We start from the raw sequence: 25,154 nt of genomic DNA, 5'->3' as shown, positions 1-25,154 counted from the left end.
CGCGGATTCGTTATTTGAGGCCGAGGGCGGATTTGATCTCGGTGAGTTCGCGCCTGAGTTTCGCGAGTTCCTGTTCGTTTGATTTCAGCCGCGCAATTTCGCCGTCGCGTTCATGCAGGAGTTGATATAGGCCCTGGATGGCTGCCAGGGCGACGCCGCCGACGTCGGATGTGGTGATGTTTTTGTCGTCAACGCCAAGACCGAAGGCGGCGCGAAAATCCTGCGCCATCGGGCCCATGTGACGGCGATCGGTTCCTTTGAAGCTCCATGTGGAAAGTGGAAGGGCGGCAACCTTGCCCAGGAACTCCATAGGCGAAATGTCACTAATGGCTTCCTTTGAGATTGCGATCGGATGAGCAACTCCACGATGCCGCGCCACCGGCGGGCAACTCGAACACCCCGCACCGGTATTCGCGTCTGTGGTACTCGCGACACGAAACGCCACACCGCCACGCGCTCGTACGGCAAACTGATCTTCCGCCGTGGAAAAAAACTGCTGCAATGTGGTGCCATTGGCGTTGCTATCCGCCCACAAAAATGTTCCGGCGTGGCGAGCAGCGCCGACGGTTGCGCTCAGTGCCGTAAAGGCGCCGCGCCCTGCCGCGAAACTGTATGCACCAGTCGCAATGTTGTTTACCCCACCCGGTGCGGTAGCAAGAAACCCCGCTTGATTGCCTGATCCTCCGCCGATCGTGCCATAGCCGTCAAATACGTTGTTACCAAATCCGCCACCCACCGTGCCGCCAAAAGTATTGAAGCCTGATTGTCCGACAACATTCGCTCGTCCACCTGCGATTGTGCCGAAGTAGGCAAAGTTTGAATTGCCCCTGCCCGCCGCTGATGGTACCGAACACCGGTTGGGCCGTGCCGTTGTGGGTAATTTGGTTGCCTGAGCCGCCGGCAATCACCGCGGCACTGGCTGCGCCGTTGATTTGGTTCGCTGACAAATTGAGACCGGTATCATTGGGTGGCGCTCCTGCAAGTCCGCTGCCACCGCCGCCGCTGATGGTGGCCGCGACGGCAGTCGATATGGCATTGATGGAAGCCCCGCCAATCAGCGAAGGATTACCCGCATTCGGCACGATGCGCACTGCCGTGAGCCCTTCCGCCGTCTGTGCGCGCAACGCATAGGGCGCGCTTGTCAGCGGCGGCCGGGGTGTCATTTCGGCATCGACGCCGACCGTGATGCCGAGGAAGTAGGGCACATCAAAAGCGAGGTTCGCGCTGGCGAAGGTCGTGGTGCCGCCAAGTGCCACGCTGAAGAGGCCGTTGACGACATTGACGCTTTGCGCTTCCGTCCAGAGCGCAGCGCCACCGGTCGGCACGTTGTACAAGCGAAACGTCACGCTCGTCGCGCCATTGACGGGATTGCCCGCCGAGGAAAGTGAACCCTGGTAGCTGATCCTCTGCGGAGGCGCCGCAGTTGCGGCGGGGGAGAAGGCAACGGATGCAAAAAAGGCCAACACGAATGCAAGACGGCGCGCGCCGAATCGGTTTTTCATGGTGCTCTCCCTGGTGAAGGCTGGCCGCATGGAAGCGACCGAGCCGCTATTACCGCATGATGTTTGGCGGAGGTCAATCCCCTGAATACGACGGGTGTTGAATGCCGCCAGACGAAATGACCATCGGCGTGCAAGATTCGAATCCGCGATCAAACCCCAGCACTGGTGCGCCTTTCCACGGCGTTTCTGCAGGAAAGGCCCACCAGTGCTAGGGTTTGCCACGCGTTGCATAGCCTATGTGCCGACGGGAATTCCGGTAAGCTCTTGTTGGAGATTTGCAGTGCCTTTGCGCATCTGCGAGTCGAATTTCATGTAAGGCGCTGGCACGGCGCGTATCGCGATCCGGTAATGCGCACTCAACAGAATCGTTGGGGGCATGACGGATTTGTTTAAAAGGGAGCGAAATGCGTTACTGGACTTTGTTGTTGTGTGGCTTGATCGGCTGCGGCCTCAGCAGCAATCTGTGCGCCCGAACCGGAGATATGTTTCGAAACGTGCGCGGCGATGCCAGTCCCGCTGGCGTTTGGCGTTCGATGACATCGACAGTAAGCGGGCGCCTGATTGGGGTGGGCAACAGCGGCCAGATGCTCTATAGCGATGATGCCGGCGTCAACTGGACTTACAAGAATGTCACCATTAACGGCTCGCCGGAAAGAATCAGTTTTACCGATGTCGTCGAATTCGGCCCAAATTCCGGATTTGCCCAACGCCGGCTTGCGGCCATCGGCGCGTGGCTTGAAGATACGGCCAGCGGCGACCTTCCGTTTGTCGGGCGCACCTACGTATTCCTGAGCGATGACAATGGCAACACCTGGAGCCGGCAGCCGTTTCCCGAAACAACCGTCACCGGCACGCCGTTCGGCAGCTTTGATGGGGTCATGCTGAATCGTTTGTTCGTCACCAGCGACGGACGCCTGCTGGCCTATGGGACGACGATGGTCTCGAATATCTTTATCACCTGGTCGATCGGCGGATTGGTCTATCGCAGCAATGATGGCGTGAGCTGGACCCGCAGCACGTTCGAACTCGGCCCCCTTGAACAGCTGGCGTATTCGACTTCGGTGGGCCGCATGGTGGCCGCCGGCTTTGGCACGGTGATCGACAGTGCCGATGGCGCGGGCTGGAATGGATATTTGATGCGCGACGCCAACATCACGCTTCCTAGCGGCGCGATGTCCACCGTCACCAAGCGCCGGCTGTCGCTGGAGGACATCGTGATTCACGGCAGTACCTACGTCGCGGAAGCGGCAACCTATGTGCCCTACGACCCGGCCGGTACCATCAGCACCGGCATCACCGATCAGTTGTTCAATCTGTCGAGCGCAAGCCCGTTTGGCGGCGCCCGTGCCTGGACAGGAACCGAACTCACGGCGCGTTACGGCAAACTTGTTTCGGACGGCGCCACGCTGGCGCGCGTGGGGCCGCAGGGCGTTTTCACTAGTAGTAACAATGGCGCAAGCTGGGCGCAGGCCACCAGCAATCCGGTGGTGGTGAACAACGCAATTGCCAGGTCAGCCGGCGGGACTTATTTCGGCATTGGTTTCAGCAGCACGAGCAACAATGGCGACGCGGTGTGGAGCAGTTCCAACCTCAGTACATGGACGAAGATTTACGACCGCCCGACATTTGTGGATTTGATTTATGGCCTGGGCTCGGACGGCAACACGATCTATGCCTGCGCCGCACCCAACAGCTCGATCAATGCCTTGTACGCAAGCACGGACAACGGGGAAACCTGGGCGTTGCGGCAGGCAAACCTGCCGGGTTGCGTCGGCAAGCTGGTCAAGCGCGGCAATCGCCTGTTGTTTCCCAATTTTGCCGCCGGCGTCACCTATAGCGACGACAATGGACTCACATGGCAATCGTTGCGCGTGTTACCGGGCACCGACTCGGGCGCCACCGCGTTGACAGTGACGGCCACCGGGCGCCTGATCCTGGGCGCCACCGGCAAGATCACGTCCTTCGCCTACATCAGCGACGACGGTGGCAACACCTGGAGCGGCCGCAGCTGGCCGGTGGGTTTCGGCGAACTGGTGAATACCATCGCGGCGGTCGGCGGGTCCCGCGTGATCGCATCGACGCAATTCAATCCGCCCTTTTCGCCCCGGTTGATGGTGAGCGACGACAATGGCGACACGTGGCGCATGGACACGCAACTGCAATCGGTGCCGGGTTTGCCGGTTTCCGGCGGCAGCCTGCTCGCTCCCAAGGAAATCCTGCGCAGTCCCAGCGGCCGTTTGATCCTGCGCGGCGTCAGCGAGATCCTCACCAGCGACGACAACGGCAATACCTGGACTTATCGTTTCGGGACGTTTTTCACCAATGGGCTGCGCGCCGGCGAATGGTGGGCCGGCATATATGACCTGTGTTTCCTCAACGGGCGCTGGATCATGCCGATGGAAATGGCGAGTTTTGAGCCGGTTCGCGATAACAAATTCAACTGGATGCTGATCAGCGATGACGATGGCAATACCTGGTATCGAAAGGAAATCCCGAGCAGCTTTGCCAAAGTGCGCGGCCTGATCGCGGGGGCCAACCAGCGCGCCGTCGTGTTCGGCACGCGCGGGGCGGTGTGGCTGAGCGATGGATCCAGCATCAACGTGCCGGCCGGGCCGCGGTTTTTTGTTCGAGCAGGCGATATGGCGCATATTGAAGTGACACGGCCACCGATTCCCGGATTGGTTCAAATGCGTTATAGCGCGGTGCAGGATCGCACCGCCGCGGTCGGCAGTGTCGCGACCGCGGGCACGGATTACACCGCGACGGCGGGAATCCTGGAATGGCTCGCCGCGGACACCGCGCCAAAATTCGTCGATGTGCAGACGATCAACACGCAGGCCACCGGCGCGAACAAACAGTTTGCCCTGCAACTCATTCCCGAAAATATCGACCTCGCATCGTCGGCGACCATTTCGATAACGATCATGAACGTGACGCAGGTACAGGCCGCAGGCCTGGAAACGCTGGAGGCCGATAATCTGGTGTTGAGCCCCGGTGGCCCCGGCAAAGTTTTTCGCGTGGTGCTGCGGCGCGCACCCACCGCGGATGTGACCGTGACGTTGAGTGCGAACGGGCCATCGGCCGCGAGTTTTGCGCCGGGCGTACTGACCTTTACGTCCGCCAACTGGCAGACACCGCAGCCGGTCACGGTGACGCCGACGGCGATTGCATTCGGATCGTCCTACCGCATCGACCTGCGGGCCGCGAGCGCCGATACGCTCTACCAGAATTTGTCGGTCTACGGCGTCAATTATCGTTATCCGGCTGTCGCACCCGGGCCTTTTTCGCTGGTGACGGTGCAATCGAGAAAAGTACACGGCGCGGCGGGTCCGTTCGATATCCCGATCGATACGCTGCCGCCAATTTCCGGTTCCGTCAGCGTGGAGCCTCGCAGCATTGGCTCGGGCCACACACTCGTGTTCCAGTTCGATACGGCGATTTCATCTGTCGGGAGCGTATCGTCCAGCGCGGGCAGCGCGACCGCGGCGATTTCGGGCAACGATGTCATGGTGACACTTACCGGCATCGCGGATAACGCGCGCGCCACCGTCGCGCTTCTCAATGTCAACAACGCGGGCGTCAACGCCGTCGCTTCCATTGGGTTTCTCATCGGCGACTTGAACGGCACGCGCGCAGTCAACGCGATCGACATCAGCGGCGCAAAGGCACGCGCCAATCAAACCGTGTCCGGCGCCAATTTCAAAGTTGACGTCAACCTGTCCGGGACAATTGAGACTGGCGATATTTCGGCCGTGAAGGCGCGTTCCGGGCAAAAGCTACAGTAGATAGAAGAACTCCAGCACAGGTGCGGCTCCCATGGCCATTCGACCGATCTATTCGGAGTAGACTCTTTTCAGTCAACCTCATGAGTGGCGATGGCGCCGATGAACGAAATTCCGTCCGGGCCGGGTTACATTTTTCTGCGCTTGTGCGTGCGCCCGGGCAATGTGGGCGCGCTGGTACTTTGCGTCCTCCTCGTCGCATGCAGTACACCGCGGCTGGATATTCCGCGTGGGCAGGAACTTCAGTTCTCCGTCGCCTGGTCCGCGGATGTGGGCGAACGAATTCAGATCAGCAACAAGACGCTCGGGCATGATGCAAAAGTCGGCGCAACGAGCGGCGGACTTGCCGGTGCGGCCGTCGGATTGAGTTGCGGGCCTTACGCCTTGTTTTGTGTGCCGGTGACCGGGCTGGCGGGCATGCTGGTTGGCGGCGTTGCGGGATGGGGTGTGGGCGCGATCGAGAGCTGGCCAAGTGATCGCGTCGAGCAATTACAGGCGCGGCTTGCCCGTTTTCAGCAGACACACGATCCCGCGAAGGCTTGGCAAGTGGCATTGCGGGATCGCGTCGCGACAATTTGGAAGGTGAGCGCGAACCCCTCGTCAATCTCGGTCGAGATTGAGTTGCGCGAACTTGCCATCCATACAATGCGCGACGAACGCGGGGCATTGGCTGCAGTTGTTGAGCTCAGGGTTGTCACGCCTGAGGATCGCCAGCGCGGGAACATCACGCTGACCAGGCAGTTCAGTTACGTCGGTTCGTTTCTCAGTTCGCGCGCATGGATCGAAGCGCCAGACGAGGTGCTTGACAATAATTTCAGGGTCGCTTTTCAGTACCTGACAGACTCGGTACTGTCGGAATTGGGTGCGTATTAGTCGCCGAGGTCATTTCGGCGGATCACGCAGACATTGACGGTCAGTTTTCCTTCCCGGCCCGCGGCTCCACTCGAACGCCTTCGGACAATGTATTTCCGGGAAAGCGTATGACCTGTTCCCCTGCCTTGACGCCTTCAAGCACCTGTACGTGCGTGGCATTTCGTTGACCCACCGCGACCGTCCGTTCGCGGGCCTGTCCCTCTTCCACGGTAAACACGCGCCACTGCTCGCCGACGCGGAACAGGCTGCTACCGGGGATGATGGTTGCGTCAGCCGATGACCACACTACGATACGCACCTCCGCCCGGTAGCCGTCTCCCATTGTCCCCCGCTCGCCCAGTGGGTCGATTGGGTCGCCGATGATGTTGACGCGCTGTTCTTCGATGCCCAGCGCCGACACCTTGGTGAAGGCTTCCGGCTCGACGGTGCGAACCTTTGCCCGCAGGGTCTTTCCGCCGCCCCATTGTTCAAGTCGCATCTCCGCACCGGGACGGATCTTCACGGCGTCGGCGGAGAGCACGTCAACGATCACCTCGAAGCGGGCGGGGTCGCCGATGGTGATCAATGGCGTTCCGGCGGCAACCGTTCGCGCGCTTTTCTCGTGTATACGCAGGATCTGACCATCGACATTGGCCACCAATTCCAGCGTGCGCCGGTCATTGGCCGCACCTGCCGGTGGTAGAGCGGCTTGCGCCGTTTTGACGTCCGCCTGCGCAGCTTCCTCACGGGCTTTCGCTGCTCGCAGCTCGGCCCGGCCGTTGACGTCCGCATTGCGGGCGCGCTCAACCGCCTGGGGCGACATGAAACCCTGCGTCACCAGTTTTTCCATTCGTGCCAGTTCGCTGGCCGCCAGCTTCTGGTCGGATGCGGCCTTTTGCACGGAGAGTGTCGCGGCCCGTGACAGCGCACGCGCGGCATCGAGCCGGGCGATTGCTTCCTCCCGTTGCCTTGCGTCCAGCGGCAACACACGCAAAACTGCAACCCGTTGCCCTTTGCGAACGGCATCGCCGTCGTGCAGTTCGATGCGCTCGAGTTCGGCAGCCACCGGCGCGGCGATGACGTACTTGTCATGGACGCGCAGTTGTCCCTGGTTGTCGATCGTTACCTCCATTGGTCCCACGACGACCGGGCTGATTTCCGTGACGATCGCCTCCGGCTTCAGCATCAGCCAGACGGCAATGAGAACGACAATGCCGATTGCTGCATACACGATCCACCGTCCTCCGTTTTTGGCTATGCGCTGGTGCAGGGTGAGGGGAGTGGTCGGCGTCATGGACTTTCCTATTCGCGGGTTTTGAGGACTTCGATCAAATCGAGGCGCTGCACCTTGCGCCACACCAGCAATGCCGATCCGAGTGCGGCTACCAGCACCACAACAATCGAGAAGAGAAACGTTTTGCCACTGACCACGACCGGCAGGCGGAACATGTCCGTCGAGAGCAGATAGCTTAGCCAAACGGCGAAAAGATAGCCCATGCCGCAGCCGAGTGGTATCGCCACCAGCGTGATCAGGGCCTGCTGACCCAGCAACAGGCGGCCCACCGCGCCGCGCGAGAAGCCCAGAATGCGCAGGCTCGCCAATTCGACCGCGCGTTCCGAGAGGGCGATTCGCGCGGAGTTATAGATGATGCCCGCCGCAATGACACAGGCAAACAGGATTATGACGCCGGTGCTGATATAGAGATTCTCGGCAACCGTCTTGAGGAAACTCTGCAACATGTTTTCGCGCAGGAATACGCTGGCAATGCCTGGCGTCGATTTCAACTGGTGATACAAGGCTGTGCGGGTCAGCGGGTCGATGGCCAGATAAGCGCCGGTGGCGGCTTCGCTGTCCTGCAACACGGCGGCGAGGGCGCGCGCATCCATGTATGCCGATGTGCCGATCATTTCGTCGACGATGCGCGTGACCTCGACATCGGCGATGCGACGCCGGCCATCGAGAAACTCGACCATTACCCGGTCGCCATTGGTGGCGCCGAGTACTTTCGCCAGGTGTCGCGTGAGTGTGAGGCCTCGGACGGGCAATTCGATCGGGCGCTCGTCTTCATCGAGAATCTGCCGCAACTCGCGCCGTGGATACAATCCGGTGATCGCGGTGCGTTTTTCACGATGGCGAAACTTTAACTTCACCGGTGCCGCGCGGAATGGCTCGACGCGCAGCACGCCCGGCAGGGCCGCGAGATCATGTACCACCTCGAGCCCTTTGAGTTCATTGAAAACCAGCGTGATGTCATCGCGCTGCGCGGTACGAAACTGGATGCGTATGATTTCGTCAAGCGCATCGAAGGAATAGCGACCGAGCATGAGTAACGAAAGTGACAGTGCGATGCCGAGCACCGACAGAAATGTCTTGACCGGGTTACGCGTCAGGTCGCGCAAAATCATGAGCAATGGCACCGGCATGAAGCGTTGCAGACCAATGCGATTCAGCAAACCGGCTGAAAACTGTGCGGGCGCCTCCGGGCGCATACCTTCCGCCGGCGGTAGCTGCAGCACGCGGCGAATCGCCAGTATCGAGCCGAACGCGGCGGCAACCACGGCGACACTTACCGCCATCAGTGAGGTCCTGGGGCCAAGTACAAACTCCAGGTCCGGCAGGCGGAAGAAGTTGATGTACATGCGCGCCAGCCCCGCACCCATCCACGCACCAAGCGCGATGCCGGCGACGCCACCTGTGGCCACCGCGGCAATCGCGAACTTGAGATAAAACATGCCGATGGTGAAATGATCATAGCCAAAGCTTTTCAGCAACGCGATCTGACCGCGCTGCAATGCCGTCAGGCGCAGCAGTACGTTGTGAATCAGGAACGCCGCAACAGCCAGGAAAATGGCCGGCATCACGTTGGCAGTGACCCGGTCCTGGGCGATCTCGCCTTGCAGGAGCCGATGCGAGGATTGATTTTCGCGCCCATAGGCGCCAAGGCTGCCGTAAGGCGCCAGCAGCCGGTCCATGCCATTTATCACCTCCGGCTCGATGGCATGCGGTGCCAGCGTGACTGCTACATCATTGAACGATTCCCGCATGTCCAATGCCCCAGCAAGCGCGGCGTACTCCATCCAGACAATGCCGAAGCGGCGGTTGTCGGGAAACATATCACTGCGCGCCTCGTTCACGTACTCCGGGGAGATTGCGATACCGACAATTTGCAGGTGCTCCCGGCGGCCATTGATGACGGCGTCAAACGCGTCCCCCGGATTGAGCTGGTTGGCGACGGCGAATGCCTCGCTGGCCAGCACCTCATTGCGCGCTCCCGGGTCGATATAGCGGCCGCGCCGGATCTGAACCTGGTTGAGTCCGGTACGGTAGACGGCGGGAACGGATACCAGCCTCGTCGTTGCCGGCTCATCGAGTCCAGGTATATCGGCCATGGCGTCAAACACCACGCGGCCGTCAGCATCGGCCACGCCGGGAATTTCGCGCACACGGGAAAGCAGCGTTAGCGGGGCCCGCTTCACCGACGCGAACACGTCGGCAAAACGATGGGCCTCATAGTAGGCGGCCTGCGAGCGTACCAGCGCCTCATACGCACCACGCATGGTGACCAGCGTGGCAATTCCGCACATCGCCACCAACGCCACGGCGATTACCTGTCCGCGCAGGCGCCACAGATCGCGCACCAGTTTGCGATTGATCGGGCGCATGGCTACCACGTGATTTCCGCTGCCTTGAGGCGCGTCGGATTGCTGACGATGCGGGTGATTTCGCCACTTGACAGGTATGCGACGCGATGCGCCATGCCGGCGATGGCGGCATTGTGGGTAATGATGGCGACGGTCGCATGCAGTTCGCGGTTGATGCGGTCCAGCACATCGAGCACCAGTTTGCCGGTGTGGTAATCGAGCGCGCCGGTGGGTTCGTCGCAAAGCAGCACGTCGGGGCGCTTGGCCACCGCGCGCGCAATGGCCACGCGCTGCTGTTCGCCGCCCGACAGTTGCGACGGAAAGTGTTCGATTCGATCCTCTAGCCCCACCATTGCAAGCGCCTCGGCGGGATCCATCGGGTCGTCGGAAATATCCGTCACCAGCTGGACATTCTCCAGCGCCGTCAGGCTCGGGACCAGATTGTAGAACTGGAACACAAAGCCCACATGCTCACGCCGAAAGCGGGTCAGCTCATTGTCGCCCGCCGCCGTGAGATCATGGTCAAGGTAGGTAAGCGTGCCCGTAGTGGGTGTGTCGAGGCCACCGAGAATATTGAGCAATGTCGATTTTCCGCTGCCCGATGCACCCAGAAGCACCAGGAATTCGCCGCGATAGAGATCGAGATTTACGGCATGCAGCGCGCGCACCTCGATCTCGCCCATCAGGTAGGTTTTGCTGACCTCGCGCAGGCGAAATACCACCTCTTTGCGCGCCGGCGTGTCCGTGTTCATTGCAACGAAAGCACTATCGTTTTCGGCCATCCGTGGTGCTCCTGAAAGCGGGCCGGACGTTACGTGTGTCGAGATGACGCGCTAGCGGCGGCTGTCCCAACGAGTACTCCCAAACGCATGCTAACGCATAGCTGCGAGGCTCCTTTGATACACGTCAAGGGCGGGACAACGCGTGTAGCGTTCCGTTGTCCCAGTATTGGTAAACTGCGGCAATGAGAGAGATCCTGATTTTTCTGATTGGTGTTTTGTATGCTGCCGGCGTGCGGGCCGGCACGCCTGGCGAGGTCCCTGTCGGCGGGCAACTGCGCGAAGCGCGGATGTTTTCCGTCAGCGGTCCGCCGCGCATGCTTTCCACGTTTCGGGGAAAGCCGCTGATCATCAACGTGTGGGCGAGCTGGTGCGGCCCTTGCCGGGCGGAGATGAGTTCACTGCAACGCCTCTCTCAGATCGACGCAAAAAAACAGTTTCGCGTGATTGGCATTTCCACCGATGACGATGCGATCGCCGCCAGTGAATACGTCGTCAAATCAAAACTGACGTTCGAGAATTTCGTCGACTACAATTTGCTGATGGAAAACATGTTGGGGGCCAACACCATACCGCTGACCTTGCTGATTGACGCGAACGGCCGCGTACTCGCCAAGATCCGCGGATCGCGCGACTGGACCAGTGCGGAGTCGATTGCGCTGGTCGAAAATACAATGCGGATTAAGCTCGCGCGCTAGTGTTGGTCAACCTCCGGCGGGTTGCTTGAGCAATACCCGCGAGACTACGCCGTTAGCATGCTGCTCAAACACCAATTCCGTATTACCGGCAAGGGCGACGAACGTATCAGATGCCGTGGCGCGAACTTCAATTCTTGGCTGTCCGGCCACATCCACAAAGAATTGCCGGCCGTGCTGGGATAGCCGCATGCTGGCGCCGTTGTCCAGCAGGTACTCGCCTCGAAATTGGCGGTACGCCGTGCGCGAGAATTCATAGGGTTGATGATTTTTGGCAAGAACTTCCTGGACGGAAAGGGTGGTCGTGCCGGCGTTGGGATCGATGGCGGCATTTGCATTGGAAAGCGACAGGCAGGCAGCACTCGCGGCCGCTACCAACATAAAGTTTTTCATGTTTACCTCATCAAATTGGGTTGAAAGATGCCTGCTAATGTCCTCGTCCTGCAATGGCAGGTGCGGGATGCCGAAACGTTATCGAATGACGCTCGCATGGGCTACCGGCAACCGACGGAATGCAGAAGGCACATGTTGAAATGCGAAATCGCATGGCTTTGCGTTGCGAGCGTGAATTCGGGAACCACCCACAAGCGCCACGAACCCCGTCATTCCAGCCTTCGCTGCGATGACGGGGTTATTGGCGCCGATCCATTCGCTACTGCGACAACACCAACCCTGATCGCACCTTCACGGCAGAGATGTCGGAAAGGTTGATCGCACCGGAAGTGTCTATGTCGAGCATGAAATTCGACGCCGTCACCGTCTGCCCAGATCGCGCTTTCACGCCGCTGATATCGCTCGAATTTACCGAGCGCGTATTGTTCACGTCACCGGCCAGAAAGCCGACCGCGGCAGAAACATTGATGCCGATGCCGTTGATGTTGCTCATCGAGACAAGCGCGCGTTGATTATCCGGCACACCGGTGAGCGTGACTTCCATGGCATTGCCAGCGATGGCTGCTGTTGCCGCGCCAACCGGGTTAGCTGCACCATCGACAGCGCTTACCGCACCCACCGAAATGATCGGCGCATCGAATTGGAAAACGATGGTGTGCCCGCTGCCGATCGTGCGCGGCTCCACCGTGATTGCGCCACCGATTGGCACGGTTTGATCGATCGCGAGGTCGAACGGCCCAGCGGGGCCGTGCAATTTGCGCGATAGCACACCAGTGAGTGCCGCCAACGGCAGCGGCTGTGTTTCGTAGGCGCCGATGTCGCAGCGCGGTGTTTTGCGGGGCAGGCTGCGTTGGTCGACGGTGTTGGGAGCGCTGGCGATATCCAGACAGCCAATAGCGCCGGCGCTAATGGCGGGACTGCCGGATGCGAGTGCTATGGTGGGAGTCGCCCCGCCATTGTCCGCGAGGGGTAACACCGAGGGGTTCGTATAAAGATTACTGGCGACGGCTGGGTCGGTGCATCCGCCGCTTCCATACTCAAGATTGAATCCGCGATCGTCCATCCCAGGATAGGAGATGCAGTTCCCACCGAACTTGGTGATGAACAGGGAATTTTTCATGACGACTCGTCTCGCAATTCGGTAGATGAGGTTTTCTGCATTGCCACTCGCACCCGGCACACAACCGGGCGCACTGCAGCTACCCGAGCCGCCGACCTGTGCGTAATTATCCGCAAAAGTCACGCTCGACAATCTGATTTCCCCGCCGTTGCCACCTTCTTGCGAGATAGCACCTGCGCCGGCAAATCCGCCATTGCCACCAACCGCAAACCCTCTGCCGCCCCTGCCGCTTATCGCGCGGTTACCGCTTAACGTCGTGTTGTCGATGGAAATGCTGACGGGACGTGCCCCCGAATCCAAGCGTATGCCGCCGCCCAATGCGTCGCCGCCGCTGGCCGCAGTTGATCCGCCGCCCGCCGTACCCTGCGCAACATTGTTTATCAGCGCGCTGCGTGTAATGCCGAGGTCTGAATTGTCTAGGTAGATGGCACCCCCAAGTGCGGCACTCCCATCCGTCGGTGCTGCCGTGTTGCTGTCAAACACCGAGTCAAAAATGGAGACGGTACTGGCTGTCGCATAAATTCCGCCTCCCCTTGGCGAAGAGTTGTTCCTGAAAACGCTTCGTCGCACATTGATGCTCGCGCCATTGATAAAAACTGCGCCGCCGTAGGTAAGAGGCGTGTTGTCGATGAACTGACAGTCAAGAACAGATACAGAACCACCACCATGGCCTTCAATTGGACTGCGTGGCCCCTGAATATTCCTGAAGGTCCCACCTTCGGCGCTCATTACACCGCCAGCGTCGGTAGCAACTTGGGCCCCACCGGTAACGGTTAGGTTCTTGATCGTCAATTCCGTATAGGACACTAGGGAAATATATCCGTCACTACGAGTCAGAGTTACATTTTGGCCGCTACCATCGATGACCGTAGGCGAGATCACAGGGATGAATCCACCCAGGGCGTTGGTCACGGGGATCGTTCCGCTACAACTAAAAGTTACCAATCCACCGCCAATCAAAGCAAAACGAAAATTGGCCTCGTCGCACACGCTCACATTGCCCGCAGCATGCGCGAGAGGCGTGAAAAAAAAACTGAACGACAGCTACCGATATGGTCGCGAGCAGTATCTGCAATCGATGGTTAAATATCTTCATTTTCAGGCTCCTGTATTTCGTATTGACTTAAGGGGCCAATACCAGGCCCGACCGCGCCTTCACCGCAGAAATGTCGGATGAGTTGATCGAACCCGATGCGTTCACATCGAACATGAAATTCGCCGCCGTCGTGGTTTGTCCTGATCGCGCTTTCACGGCGCTGATGTCGCTAGAATTCACGGTGCGCGAATTATTTACGTCGCCGGTGAGAAAACCGATGGCAAGCGATACATTGATGCCGGTGCCGTTGATATTGGGCATGAAGATGAGAGCGCGCTGGTTGTCCGGCACGCCGGTGAGCGTGACTTCGACGGTGTTGCCGACGATCGTTGCCGTCGCGCTGCCGACGGGATTCGATGCCGCATCGACAGCGCTCACGCCGCCGATGGAGATCACTGGCGCATTGAAACGGAAGATGAGAGTGTGGCTGCCGCCGGTGCCGCGCGGCTCGACCGTGAGCAAGCCCGCCAGTGGCGCCAGGTGATCGATAGTGAGTTCAAACGTGCCGGCAGTGCCGTGTACTTTGCGCGAAACGACCGAGTCGAGCGCAATCGATGGCACTGACACGATCGGGACCACCGCGACAACATTGCGATCGGCAATCGGAATGCGCAGGACGTTATCGAATTCGTCGTAGTGCATCGCAATACCCGCGCCATCTGCAGGTGGGTTGGCGATGGTGCGCACTTCCCACGTGCCGCGATGGATGGCTTTGATTGCGGGACCGTCCCAGAAGAAGATTTCGGTCGGCGAAAATGTCAGTGGCCCGAGCTTGTTGGTTGACGTGGGGATGGTGGCCACCAGTACGGCTTCCGAATACACCTTGATCTCGCTTTGCGCGGCGGGATTGACGTTCGGCCCGAGGCCGACATCGTAAAAATAGTTGGTGAGCAGCGCGGTGTCGCGAACCAATTCGCCGCGAATGATGACGTTAGTCAGCATTGTATTGAGGTTGAGCGTCTCGCCCACGAATTGCAGCGCGGGACGTAGCGGCGTGACGGTATGCAGGCGGCCCTGCGAATCGGTGACGTAGGCACGCGTATTGTCCGCAACAATCTGCGAAAGTCCGGCGAAGGTACCGGGCGGGCTCTCGACGACGATTTGCCCATAGGCGGATGCGTAGGGTGCGAGCTTGAAAACATGGGCCGTGACAGTGTCGCTGCCGTTGGCGATCGCGTAGATTTTTCGGAAGTCGTTGGGATCTGCCGCCACCTGGCAGGGGCAACGGGGATAGTCAAGGCTATTGATCGAACGTTGAATCTGGAAGCCGGTAATTGAGTCGCGGGTTTCGGTCGAGTAGATCCAGATCAGCGCGCCGCGACGCTGCGTATCCAATGTCGGGCCAACGTCGAGTGCCATGAGTTGCGCGTCAGCGCGATTCATCCACATATCGGTCATGTACTGGCTCCCGCCGCTCACCAGTGTCGATCCCGGGACACCAGGATCGTGGACTCGAAGCTCGGAAGAATTGCCGTCAAGGGCGAAGACTCCTGACCGCGCTCCGAGCCCGCCGACAGAAAGAATTTTCTTTACACGCGAAATCTCGGCGACGCGGGTGCTGGGGAGGCCGACAGTGGCGATGCCGTTAATGCCGCTGACGTAGAGTGCACCGTCGCGATAGCGTGGATTGTATGAAACCGCAGTGAACAAATCGACGACCATATTCGGGAAGTTGACAGCAACCGGGACGTCCGTTTGCGCGCCCGCGTTGTGGGTACCAGCGACGAACATGCACGTTGCACAGAAACAGCGGAGCCATCTGCTTAGCGTTGCGCCTGCGGAATCCCGATGTCGCGAATCGGTAACGGCGACGAGGATGTGTCGGCCCATCATTTGCCTCCATGTTCAAAGGGAGTTGATTGCGCCGTCGCTTGCAAATCGCGTCCTTTCGGGAACGCCGTCTTTGCTGGGCGCTGGCATCTCCGAATACGGAATGCAACGATGGAACCGGACATGCGTTGCGCGTTGGATCACGCGCGGGGGAACTAAGTCGCCTGGATGAGCGCGAATTGGCGCGGGGGTTCCAAACTGGAGACCGCTTTGATACGGCGTTTTGCGTCCGCGACCAATCGTTCGCCCGCGGATTGCTCCCCCAGATTGAGGCGGAGCTCGCCCTCTGCCCAATCGAGCTCAGCGCGCGCGAGACTGTTCGGATGCAATTTGGGTTCGAATTTCTGGCGCGCAGCAAGAAAGCGCGCCAAGGCATCGGCTTTTCGAGTATGCGAATCGAGCATGGCCTGATACATCGCGATGCGCAGCGCGCGATGATCGTCGGCCGGAATTTTGTTGGTATCGAGCCAGGTTTGTGCACGACTGAGCAGAGATTGCGCCTGCTCGTATTGGCCGAGTATTCTGTACGCACAGGAAAGGGAAATGAGCGTTGCCGCGTATTCGAACGAAAGCACGTTTTGCTTTTCTTCGCGATCCTTTCTGACGCGATTCAGCACGTCGATCGCCGCCTCAAGGTGTCCTGCGCGAAGTAAAGTTTGTCCATGCAAAAGTTCGTAATAGAGCCGTGGCCCGGCCGGCAAATTGGGGGATTGCCTGAAATGATTCGCCGGTGCACTCGTATCCGCCAGCGCCGCCTCATGCAGGTGCATCCCGGACAAGAACACGCCGCGCATATTCATCGCATCCAGCTGGCTACGGTCTGTCGTGGGGATCGTGGGGCCGCGACTCAGCGCCTCATCAAACAGCCCGCGCGCTTTGTCGAATTCGCCAACTTTCCCCAGAATAGTCGCGAATCTTTGCATGTTCAAACGAACTTTGGGATGGTTTTTTCCGAGCAGTGCCTCGTAAGCGGGAACCAGCGCGGCGTACTCGCGGATTGCATCTTCATAACGCATCAAGCGGATATAGGTGAATGCGAGCGATGCCCGCGCGTTCAGTTGCGTGGATTTGGATCGCAGGTTGAGCTCGCCATCGCGGCGGCGCAACTCCTCAAAAATTGGCAGCGCTTTTTCGTCCTGCCGGGCGTCGGTATACGTTACGCCCAAGTCATCAAGCCTCGAGAGGGTATCAATATGCTTCGATCCGGCCAGCGCGCGCGTGATCTCGAGCGAGCGCTCGGCAAATGGAATGGCGTCCTTATCCTTGCCATCGTGCCGCTCGACGTTCGCCATCGCCGCGAGAGCGGTCGCGAAAGCAAGCGAAGACTCGCCCGATACACGCCGCGTGTCGTTGAGGGTGGATTCAGCCAGTGATCGCGCTTCTTTCCCGGCGTTGTTCCGAAGCTCCACCTTCACAGTCTGGTCGACGAGGTCTGCATACGGGAGCGTCCCTGTTTTGCCATTCTTTTGCGATTGTGCAACCGCGTTGCGAAATTGCTTTTGCGCGGCGGCGTTGTCGCCGAGCGTGGCGTACAACTCGCCGAGCAGGGTGGTCAGTTCCAACCCCGTTTCCGGCTGCTCGCCAAACGAGGTCTCCACACGTTTCGCCGCGGAGTCGAGCATCGACTTGATGTTTACATCCCTGCCGCCTGTCCGGTTCGGGTCAGCCGAGCTGATGGCGTCCACCAGAAATTGTCGAACTTCTTGCGCATTGCGTCTCTCATTATTGGCAATGCGGCCCTGCCATATCGACACGACCATCGCCGCCACGACCGCAACAGCAACGCTACTTCCAGCACCGATCAGGATCCTGTTTCGCGCGGTGAATTTCCTGAGCCGGTACCAGCGACTATTCGGCTGTGCAAGTACCACCTCGCCCCGAAGATGCCGTTCGATATCCTCGGCCAACGTCGCGACACTCGAATAACGACGCGAGAAGTCCTTGTCCAGCGCCTTGCCCACAATACAGTCCAGATCACCCGCAAGCTGCGAGGCAAGTTGCGCAATGGTCTCGGAACGTGACGCTGATTGAACAGGGTTTCGTTACCAGCGAGGATGGCCGCGCAGGATCGGCCGCGAGGATTGCCTCCTCCAGCTCCGCACGGGTTCCACGTTTCAGCCGGTAAGGTCGTTCGCCGCTGAGCAGTTCGCACAACAGCACCCCAAGTGAGTACACATCACTTGCCGTCGTCAACGGCTGCCCCATGATTTGTTCGGGGCTGGCGTAGTCGATTGTGAGCGCGCGACCGCCCAGTTGGGTCAACTCGGTCACGTGCGCGCTGCCATCGGTCATCAGTTTGGCGATGCCAAAATCGAGCAACTTCACGACCCCGTGCCCGTTAACAAGAATATTGCTTGGCTTCAAGTCGCGATGCAGGACAAGATTGGCATGGGCGTATTGCACGGCAGCGAGCACTTGCAGATAGAGTGTCAGCCGCGCGCGAATGGTGAGCTTCTTGTCGTCGCAGTATTGTGTGAGCGCGACGCCCTCCACGTATTCCAGCGCCAGATACGGCTGGCCGGAAACATCCATTCCCGCATCAAAGAGTTGCGCAATGTTTGGGTGCGCCAACGTGGAGAGGATTTCGCGTTCGCGCGCAAACCGTTCGGCGATGCCTTTTATTTGCAGCGTGAAGTGGGGCAACTTGAGTGCGACGGCGCGTTTGATGAGCCCGTCTGTCCGCTCCGCCAGCCACACCGTTCCCATGCCGCCTTCGCCCAGTGGCCGCAGCAATCGAAAGGGGCCGAAATTGGCGCCGGAGGCCAATTCCAGCGTGGCAATGTAATTGCTGTTACCAGTAGCCTGCGGCGCGAATGACAGCCTGCCGATCGGTGACAAGAACGAGTTGGTTTCGATTTCACCTTGATGCAAGAGCATGTCCCGCAACTGAGGCTTGAGGTCGTCGAACTGGCCATCCAGTTGATCTAGCCATGTGATGCGGCTTGTCGGCGGCAATGCCAAGGCCAGATCCAGCAGCTTCGAAATCTGCACCCAGTCGTGCGTGGGATTAGTCATGGCGGTACCCGTATTATTGTCGGACTCTCAATAGTACTCAGTACGGACTACTCGGCAAGAAACGGACATTGCCCGGCTATGGCGCGCGTAACATTGCCGCGAGCATCAATCGCGCTTTTTCCCAGTCACGTCGCGCGGTGCGATCGGCAATGCCAAGCGCGTCAGCAACCTCGCTCTCCGTCAGCCCCGCAAAGTACCGTAGTTCCACCACCTTCACCATCCGTGGATCGGCCTCGGCAAGTTCAAGCAGAGCTTCATGCACGCCCAACGCCTCGTCATCTTTGTCATGTGCGGCCAAGCCAAGATCCGTGTTCAAGGTCACGTGAATTTGGTCGCCGCCACGCCGCTCCGCTCGGCGCACGCGAATAAAGTCGACCACTACGTTGCGCATTACCTTGGCCGCGTAGGTCAGAAAATGGCGCCGGTCTTTGAGGTCCAACCGTTTCGCACTGACGAAATGGAGGTACGCTTCATTGATGAGCGAGGTTGGGTCCAGCAGCGTGATCGGCTCCGAGCGCGACATGCGCGATCGCGCAAGCCGCTTCAAGTCCTGATAAAGCTCGCGGAACAGCCCGTCCAGCGCCGGTTGACTGCCTTCATTCGCTTGCTCGATCAAGGCTGTAATGTTTGTCATGGCTCAAGTTTGCGGGATTGACGGTGTCCAGGCAAGTCCGCAAACAGGCGAAGCGCGAGGTGCTGGACCGCCGGGAGGACGACCTCGCGGTCCGACACCAGGAATGTTGAGCCGTTCCACGTTGGGGCTCGAAGTTGGGCTGCGTTGGACAGCCTGGAGTCAGTCCCGTCCAGGTTGTTGTCAATGCGAATGAACTGGATTCCAGTCGTCGCTCGATTGATGTTCTTTTCTGGGCTTCCGGGTACAAACTCTAGCGCTGGCGCGGGTTTCGAGGGCCCCCCCCCCCCTCCCGGGGGGGGGGGGGGGGGGGGCCCCCCCCTTCTTGGGGGGGGGAGGGGGGCCGGGAAGGGGGGCACACCCCCCCCCTTGAGGAAAGATGTCCGGGGGCGAGCAGGTCAGGGCCGGCCCGGTCGAACCGGCTGTGGGGGAAACCTGCCAACGGTCACCGGCCGCCCTCGAAACCGTGCACCGATCCCGCCGGGGCGGCCTTCGCCCAACCAGGCGGCACCAATGAAACAGTCGTGTGCGCTTCTTCCCAAAGGCGTCAGCATGGACAATCTGACACCAAAATTAAGCGTCTTCAAGAAAAGTACAACCATCGACGCGCAATTCTTCACGCCAACCGTCGGGACTCGTACTTGAATTGGCGAAAACGCCAGGAAAGCCGCACCAGTGCTGGTGTTTTCGCAATTTTTCGAAGGTAGTTGCGGTGCGGGGGCTACCCGCGCTTGTTCAGCGTTGCGATTCAACTCGACATCCCGACTGCTGCGCTAAAATGACGACGTCAAGAGCGCCGGGCGCGGCAATGCGAGCGCCGTGGCACATCGCGCAGATTCGATCATTGTGGAAAATCATCCCGGAAGCGACGTGCTGGCCGCGGCGTTTTGGGAGCCTTGCGTTATGCGAATTCCGGGAAGTGTGGTTCGAACCGACGATGATTGGCGTTCCGCGAATGGGTCCGATACGAGCCGCGTGCATACCGGCGGCGACGTGGTGTTTCGCATCCGTGGCTTGACGAAAACCTACGGCAGCGGACTGACCGAAGTGCGCGCGCTGGCCGGCGTGGATCTCGATCTTTACGAAGGCGAGCTAGTCGTGCTGCTCGGACCGTCGGGAAGCGGCAAGACAACGTTTCTCAATAATATCGGCGGCCTCGATGTGCCGACCTCGGGCGAGCTCAAGTATCGCGACCTCGACCTCGCGTCCGCCAATGAGGACCGGCTCACGCAATATCGCCGCATCTCGGTCGGGTTTGTATTTCAGTTCTATAACCTGATTCCCAGTCTCACGGCGCGGGAAAACGTTGCCTTGATCACCGAAATCTCGCGCAATGCGATGCCCGCCGAAGAGGCGCTGGAGATGGTAAACCTTGGTTCGCGCCTCGATCACTTTCCGGCGCAATTGTCCGGCGGCGAGCAGCAGCGCGTGGCGATTGCGCGGGCGATTGCCAAGCGCCCGGAGGTGTTGTTGTGCGATGAGCCGACTGGCGCGCTCGATGTGCAGACCGGCATTGTCGTGCTCGAGGCCATTGAGCGTGTCAACCGGGAGCTCGGCACGCTGGCGGTAATCATTACCCACAACGCCGTCATGGCGGACATGGCGGATCGCGTGATCCGTTTCTCCGATGGCCGCGTGCAGAGCATTCACCAGAATACCGAGCGCGCCTTGCCGAGCAGCCTGAAATGGTGACGCTCATGATGAAGATCACGTGGTAGGACTCATTTGGCAAAAATATCCAACCTCGATCGAAAACTGCTGCGTGATTTGAAACGCATGCTCGGTCAGGCCATTGCCGTGTCGATGGTGATTGCCTGCGGTCTCGCCATGATGATCATGTCGCGCAGCCTTATTTATTCGCTCGATACAACACAGCGCGAATATTACGAAACGAATCACTTTGCCGACGTGTTCGCGCAGCTGAAGCGGGCGCCGCAATCGGTTGCCGCGCGCATCCACGAGATTCCCGGCGTTGCCACCGTGCAGACCGGCGTGGTCGCGCGTGTCACGCTTGACCTGGCCGGACGCGACGAGCCGGCCAGCGGCACGGTGCGGTCGCTGCCGGACGTGGGAACACCGGAGTTGAACCGCCTGTTTCTTCGTGCGGGTCGATGGCTTGCCCCGCGCAGTCGCGGAGAGTTGCTGGTCGGTGAAGCCTTTGCCGAGGCAAACGAGCTGCATCCCGGCGATACGCTTTCATTGTTGCTCAATGGCCGTCGGATGCCGTTTCGCATCGCCGGCGTCGTGCTCTCGCCGGAGTACATCTTCGAATCGCGGCCCGGCGCGGCGCTGCCGGACAATCGTTCTTACGGCATCTTCTGGTTGCCGTATCAGGAGCTGGCATCGGCATTCGATCTCTATGGCGCCTTTAACGATGTCGCGTTGACGTTGTCCCCCGGGGCGACGGAAGCGGCCGTCATCGCGTCGCTGGATCAGTTGCTTGAGCAGTACGGCGGACGCGGCACGTACGGGCGCGCCACGCATCCGTCGCACATCCGCGTGACAGATGAAATTCGCGTGCTCACGACACTTGCCATCGGTTTTCCGCTGGTGTTTCTGAGCGTGGCGGCTTTCATGACGAATGCGGTGTTATCGCGCCTGCTTTCATTGCAGCGTGAGCAGATCGCCATCCTGAAAGCGTTTGGATTCAGCAATCGCCAGATCGTTGTGCACTACCTCAAGTTTGCGTTTGCCATGGTGGCGGCGGGCACGATCCTGGGTGCGCTTGGCGGCATCGCCCTCGGCCATCGGCTGGTCGAGATGTACCATGAGCTTTACCGCTTTCCGACCCTGGATTTCATGCTCGACTATTCGGCTTTGGTGCAGGCCGTCGTGATAAGCACGGTCGCCGCCGCGGCGGGTGTGTGGAGCGCGGTATTGCGCGCGGCGCGATTGCCGCCTGCGGATGCCATGCGCCCCGAGCCTCCCGCGAGTTATCGGCCGGCGCTGATCGAGCGTACCGGCATCGGGCGTGCCCTCAGCCACTCGTTCCGCATTGCCATGCGCAATCTTGAGCGCAAGCCGCTGCAGGCGGTGTTAACCATCGCCGGCCTCGCGCTGGCGACGGGAATCTTGATTGTGCCGAGTTGCCTTCGCGACAGCGTCGCGGAAATCCTCGACTTCCAATGGGATGTTATCCAGCGCCAGGACATCAGCGTCGGCCTGATCGAGCCGGCCAGCGCGGAAACCTTGAACCACCTGCGGCAGCTTCCGGGCGTGGTTGCGGCGGAATCGTTTCGCAATGCGTTCGTCAAGGTACGTTTCGGGCAAACGCATCGGCAACTCGGCATCCAGGGTTTGCCGGAAAATGGATTGCACAATCGCGTGATCGGCGCAGGCCATCGGCAAATCGAACTCAACTCCGATGGCCTGGTGGTGTCCGCCAAACTTGCCGAGATTCTCGGCGCAAGAATAGGGGATGAGTTGCTGGTCGAGTCGCTCGAGGGCAAGAAGGTGATGCGCCCGGTGACGTTGGTCGGCCTGTCGGAAGATTTTGCTGGTTTGTCTGCCTATATGGAACTGCATGCCCTGAATCGATTGCTCGGCGAAGGCGATGTCGTCACCGGCGCGAGCTTCGCGGTTGATGGGCCGCGCCGAAGCGATTTCCTGCGGGCATTGAAAAACACGCCGCGCGTGAGTCTGGTCGCGATCAAGGATTCGCTGCGCGAAAGCTTCAAAAAAACCACGGCGGCCAGCATCAACCTGCTGCAAAGCATTTACCTGGTGCTGGCGACAGTGGTGGCGTTCGGCGTGGTGTACAACAATGCGCAAATCTCGCTCGCGGAACGCGCGCGTGAACTGGCGACGTTGCGCGTGATCGGCTTTTCGCGCCGTGAAGTCGGCGCGGTGCTGGTCACCGAACTGGTCACGCTCGCCCTGATTGCCGTGCCGCTGGGCTTGTTACTGGGCACCGGGTTTTCCATCGTTATCCTGCAACAGGTAAATACCGAGACGGTGCGGCTGCCGACCATCCTGACCGCGCAGAATTACGCGATTGCCGCGCTCATCGTGACGGTGGCATCAACCGCGTCCGCGCTTTTGGTGCTGCGAAAACTGAATCAACTCAACCTCATCGGCGCATTGCGCGCACCGGAATAATTCAACGAAATGACGCACATGAACCCTGACGAAACCCAAAAAATCAAATCAGCCGCGGGCCCATCCGACACGGAAGTCTATCGCCGGCGAAGCTGGCTGCCCTACTTGGGTGCGGCGCTGCTCGTCGCACTGATTGTTGCCGGACTCTGGCCCACACCGATGCCGGTGGAAACGGCGCGTGCGGTCATGGGGCCGCTACGGACCACCATCACCGAGGAAGGCAAGACGCGCATCAAGGATCGATATCAGGTATCGGCGCCGGTGAGCGGACACCTGCGGCGCATTCAGCTCAAGGCAGGCGATGCCGTCGATGCCGGCCGGACGTTGATTGCGGTCGTGGATCCCATCTCGTCCACCATGCTCGATCCGCGTGGCCGCGCAACCGCCGCCGCGCGACGGGATGCGGCCGCTGCGAACCTGGAAAAGGCGCGCGCCGCGCAGGTATTTGCCGAGGCGGATTTGAAGCGGTATGAGAAGTTGTTTGCCGGCAAAATGATTACGCTGCGGGATGTTGAGTCAGCCCGGCTCAGCGAATCGTCCGCCGCCAAAGAGGTGGCCGCCGCGATCAGTGCGCTGCGTCTTGCCGAGGCAGAACTGGCTGATTTCTCGCCGGGCGCGCAACGGGCAGGCAAGGCGGGCGGTGCGCACACGGAAATCATCGCGCCGGTGAGCGGTCGCGTGCTGCGCGTGATTGAGGAAAGTACCCGTGTGGTTGCCGCCGGCACGCCGCTGGTGGAAATCGGCAATCCCGCGGACATTGAAGCGGTGATCACCGTCCTTTCGCGCGATGGCGCCATGATCGCGCCCGGAACGCCGGTGGAATTGGAACAGTGGGGCGGCGGCAAACCGTTGCCCGCCCGCGTGCGCCTGGTCGAGCCGGCCGCATTTACCAAGATATCCGCGCTTGGTGTGGAGGAGCAGCGCGTGAACGTCGTGGCCGAGATTCTCGCGCCGGTCGAGCAGCGGCAAAGCCTCGGCGACAATTTTCGTGTCGAGGGCCGCATCATTACCTGGCAGACGCCACGCACGCTGAAAGTTCCCTCGGGCGCATTGTTCCGGCGCGGGGCAGGCTGGTCCGCGTTCGTCATCGACAATGGGCACGCACGCTTGAAGGCCGTATCCGTCGGCCCGAGCTCGGGGCCGGAAACGCAGGTGCTGGAAGGATTGGCGGAGAACGAAGAGGTGATCGTTTATCCGGGTGAGCGGGTGCACGATGGGGAGCGGGTCAAGGCGATCAAGGTGACGGCACCGTAAGCAGGCGACGCAAACGTAGGGTGGGCAAAGCGCAGCGTGCCCACCGTTGGGTATCCGCGTGGGCACGCTGCGCTTTGCCCACCCTGCTCGCCACCGCCATCAAACTCAAGCACTGGCGCGGCGTTCCGATTGAAAGTGACCGAAAAGCCGCGCCAGTGCTTGAGTTGGATTCATGTTGCGGCCAGTCATGTGCTGTATTTCTTTGTATCGGCGTTCGATTTTTTTTGAAGAAAATTCTTAGTCTGGCAATGAGATTTTCGGCCTTTATCCATTCCCGCCAACCGCCATCCATTCATCTTTTGTTTTCTGCTTTGTCGTCGAATTTGTCGAAACGCAAGTAGCGGTGTCTGATTGCACTTTGGGTAAAAAAAAGTGCTTCCCGGCTCCAGGTACTATGCTGCTCATAGAATAGCAATGCCCCATCTGCCATTCGGTGAAGCGTCTGATGGAGCTTATCCGGTCGAT

17 protein-coding genes are annotated in these 25,154 nt (G+C 59.9%); 6 read left to right on the top strand and 11 right to left on the bottom strand.

Annotated features, from left to right (window positions below):
• Window positions 1–10: 10 nt before the first annotated feature.
• Together IPP88_19350 and IPP88_19345 are read right to left on the bottom strand one after the other, a co-directional pair.
• Window positions 11–736, bottom strand: coding sequence for a tail fiber domain-containing protein (locus tag IPP88_19350; protein MBL0124774.1), 726 nt, complete (start codon window positions 734–736; stop codon window positions 11–13).
• A complete protein-coding gene (locus tag IPP88_19345) occupies window positions 717–1,502 on the bottom strand; it encodes a hypothetical protein (protein MBL0124773.1) in 786 nt (261 codons plus the stop codon). Before IPP88_19345 ends, IPP88_19350 begins: the two co-directional genes overlap by 20 nt.
• Window positions 1,503–2,035: 533 nt before the next feature.
• Here IPP88_19345 and IPP88_19340 point away from each other — a divergent pair.
• Together IPP88_19340 and IPP88_19335 are read left to right on the top strand one after the other, a co-directional pair.
• Entirely contained in the window at window positions 2,036–5,287 is a 3,252-nt protein-coding gene (locus IPP88_19340; GenBank protein ID MBL0124772.1) for a hypothetical protein, read from the top strand.
• A gap of 99 nt (window positions 5,288–5,386) precedes the next feature.
• On the top strand, window positions 5,387–6,157 hold the full coding sequence (locus IPP88_19335) for a hypothetical protein (protein MBL0124771.1): 771 nt from the start codon (window positions 5,387–5,389) through the stop codon (window positions 6,155–6,157).
• 40 nt (window positions 6,158–6,197) lie between these two features.
• On the opposite strand, the gene IPP88_19330 is transcribed toward IPP88_19335, so the two are convergent.
• From IPP88_19330 to IPP88_19320, 3 genes are read right to left on the bottom strand one after another with little or no spacing between them, the layout of a single operon-like run.
• Entirely contained in the window at window positions 6,198–7,430 is a 1,233-nt protein-coding gene (locus IPP88_19330; protein MBL0124770.1) for an HlyD family efflux transporter periplasmic adaptor subunit, read from the bottom strand.
• 8 nt (window positions 7,431–7,438) lie between these two features.
• Complete coding sequence (locus IPP88_19325; protein MBL0124769.1) at window positions 7,439–9,808, bottom strand: ABC transporter permease; 2,370 nt, start codon at window positions 9,806–9,808, stop codon at window positions 7,439–7,441.
• A complete protein-coding gene (locus IPP88_19320) occupies window positions 9,802–10,530 on the bottom strand; it encodes an ABC transporter ATP-binding protein (GenBank protein ID MBL0124768.1) in 729 nt (242 codons plus the stop codon). Before IPP88_19320 ends, IPP88_19325 begins: the two co-directional genes overlap by 7 nt.
• 212 nt (window positions 10,531–10,742) lie before the next feature.
• On the opposite strand from IPP88_19320, the gene IPP88_19315 reads away from it, so the two are divergent.
• Complete coding sequence (locus tag IPP88_19315) at window positions 10,743–11,255, top strand: TlpA family protein disulfide reductase (protein MBL0124767.1); 513 nt, start codon at window positions 10,743–10,745, stop codon at window positions 11,253–11,255.
• Window positions 11,256–11,261: 6 nt separating this feature from the next.
• Here IPP88_19315 and IPP88_19310 read toward each other — a convergent pair whose 3' ends face one another.
• From IPP88_19310 to IPP88_19285, 6 genes are all read right to left on the bottom strand, one after another.
• Window positions 11,262–11,645 carry a hypothetical protein gene (locus IPP88_19310; protein ID MBL0124766.1) on the bottom strand — a complete coding sequence of 128 codons (384 nt, stop codon included), beginning with the start codon at window positions 11,643–11,645 and terminating at the stop codon, window positions 11,262–11,264.
• 259 nt (window positions 11,646–11,904) lie between these two features.
• Window positions 11,905–13,677, bottom strand: coding sequence for a hypothetical protein (locus tag IPP88_19305; GenBank protein MBL0124765.1), 1,773 nt, complete (start codon window positions 13,675–13,677; stop codon window positions 11,905–11,907).
• A 211-nt stretch (window positions 13,678–13,888) separates the two neighbouring features.
• The gene (locus IPP88_19300; GenBank protein ID MBL0124764.1) at window positions 13,889–15,592 is read right to left on the bottom strand and encodes a hypothetical protein; all 1,704 of its coding nucleotides are present in this window, start codon (window positions 15,590–15,592) and stop codon (window positions 13,889–13,891) included.
• A 254-nt stretch (window positions 15,593–15,846) separates the two neighbouring features.
• Window positions 15,847–17,652 (bottom strand): tetratricopeptide repeat protein, encoded by a 1,806-nt coding sequence (locus tag IPP88_19295; GenBank protein ID MBL0124763.1) that lies wholly within the window; start codon window positions 17,650–17,652, stop codon window positions 15,847–15,849.
• A gap of 13 nt (window positions 17,653–17,665) precedes the next feature.
• Window positions 17,666–18,706 (bottom strand): serine/threonine protein kinase, encoded by a 1,041-nt coding sequence (locus IPP88_19290; GenBank protein ID MBL0124762.1) that lies wholly within the window; start codon window positions 18,704–18,706, stop codon window positions 17,666–17,668.
• Window positions 18,707–18,782: 76 nt separating this feature from the next.
• A complete protein-coding gene (locus IPP88_19285) occupies window positions 18,783–19,340 on the bottom strand; it encodes a sigma-70 family RNA polymerase sigma factor (protein ID MBL0124761.1) in 558 nt (185 codons plus the stop codon).
• A 900-nt stretch (window positions 19,341–20,240) separates the two neighbouring features.
• Here IPP88_19285 and IPP88_19280 point away from each other — a divergent pair.
• From IPP88_19280 to IPP88_19270, 3 genes are read left to right on the top strand one after another with little or no spacing between them, the layout of a single operon-like run.
• Window positions 20,241–21,029, top strand: coding sequence for an ABC transporter ATP-binding protein (locus IPP88_19280; protein MBL0124760.1), 789 nt, complete (start codon window positions 20,241–20,243; stop codon window positions 21,027–21,029).
• Window positions 21,030–21,062: 33 nt separating this feature from the next.
• A complete protein-coding gene (locus IPP88_19275) occupies window positions 21,063–23,435 on the top strand; it encodes an FtsX-like permease family protein (protein MBL0124759.1) in 2,373 nt (790 codons plus the stop codon).
• Between the two features lie 18 nt (window positions 23,436–23,453).
• Window positions 23,454–24,689, top strand: coding sequence for an efflux RND transporter periplasmic adaptor subunit (locus IPP88_19270; protein ID MBL0124758.1), 1,236 nt, complete (start codon window positions 23,454–23,456; stop codon window positions 24,687–24,689).
• The last annotated feature ends 465 nt before the right edge of the window (window positions 24,690–25,154 follow it).

The sequence above is a fragment of the Betaproteobacteria bacterium genome (assembly GCA_016720925.1).
Lineage (GTDB): Bacteria > Pseudomonadota > Gammaproteobacteria > Burkholderiales > Usitatibacteraceae > UKL13-2.
The sequence above is the reverse complement of the archived record's forward strand: the minus strand, read 5'-3'. Positions and strand labels throughout refer to the sequence as shown.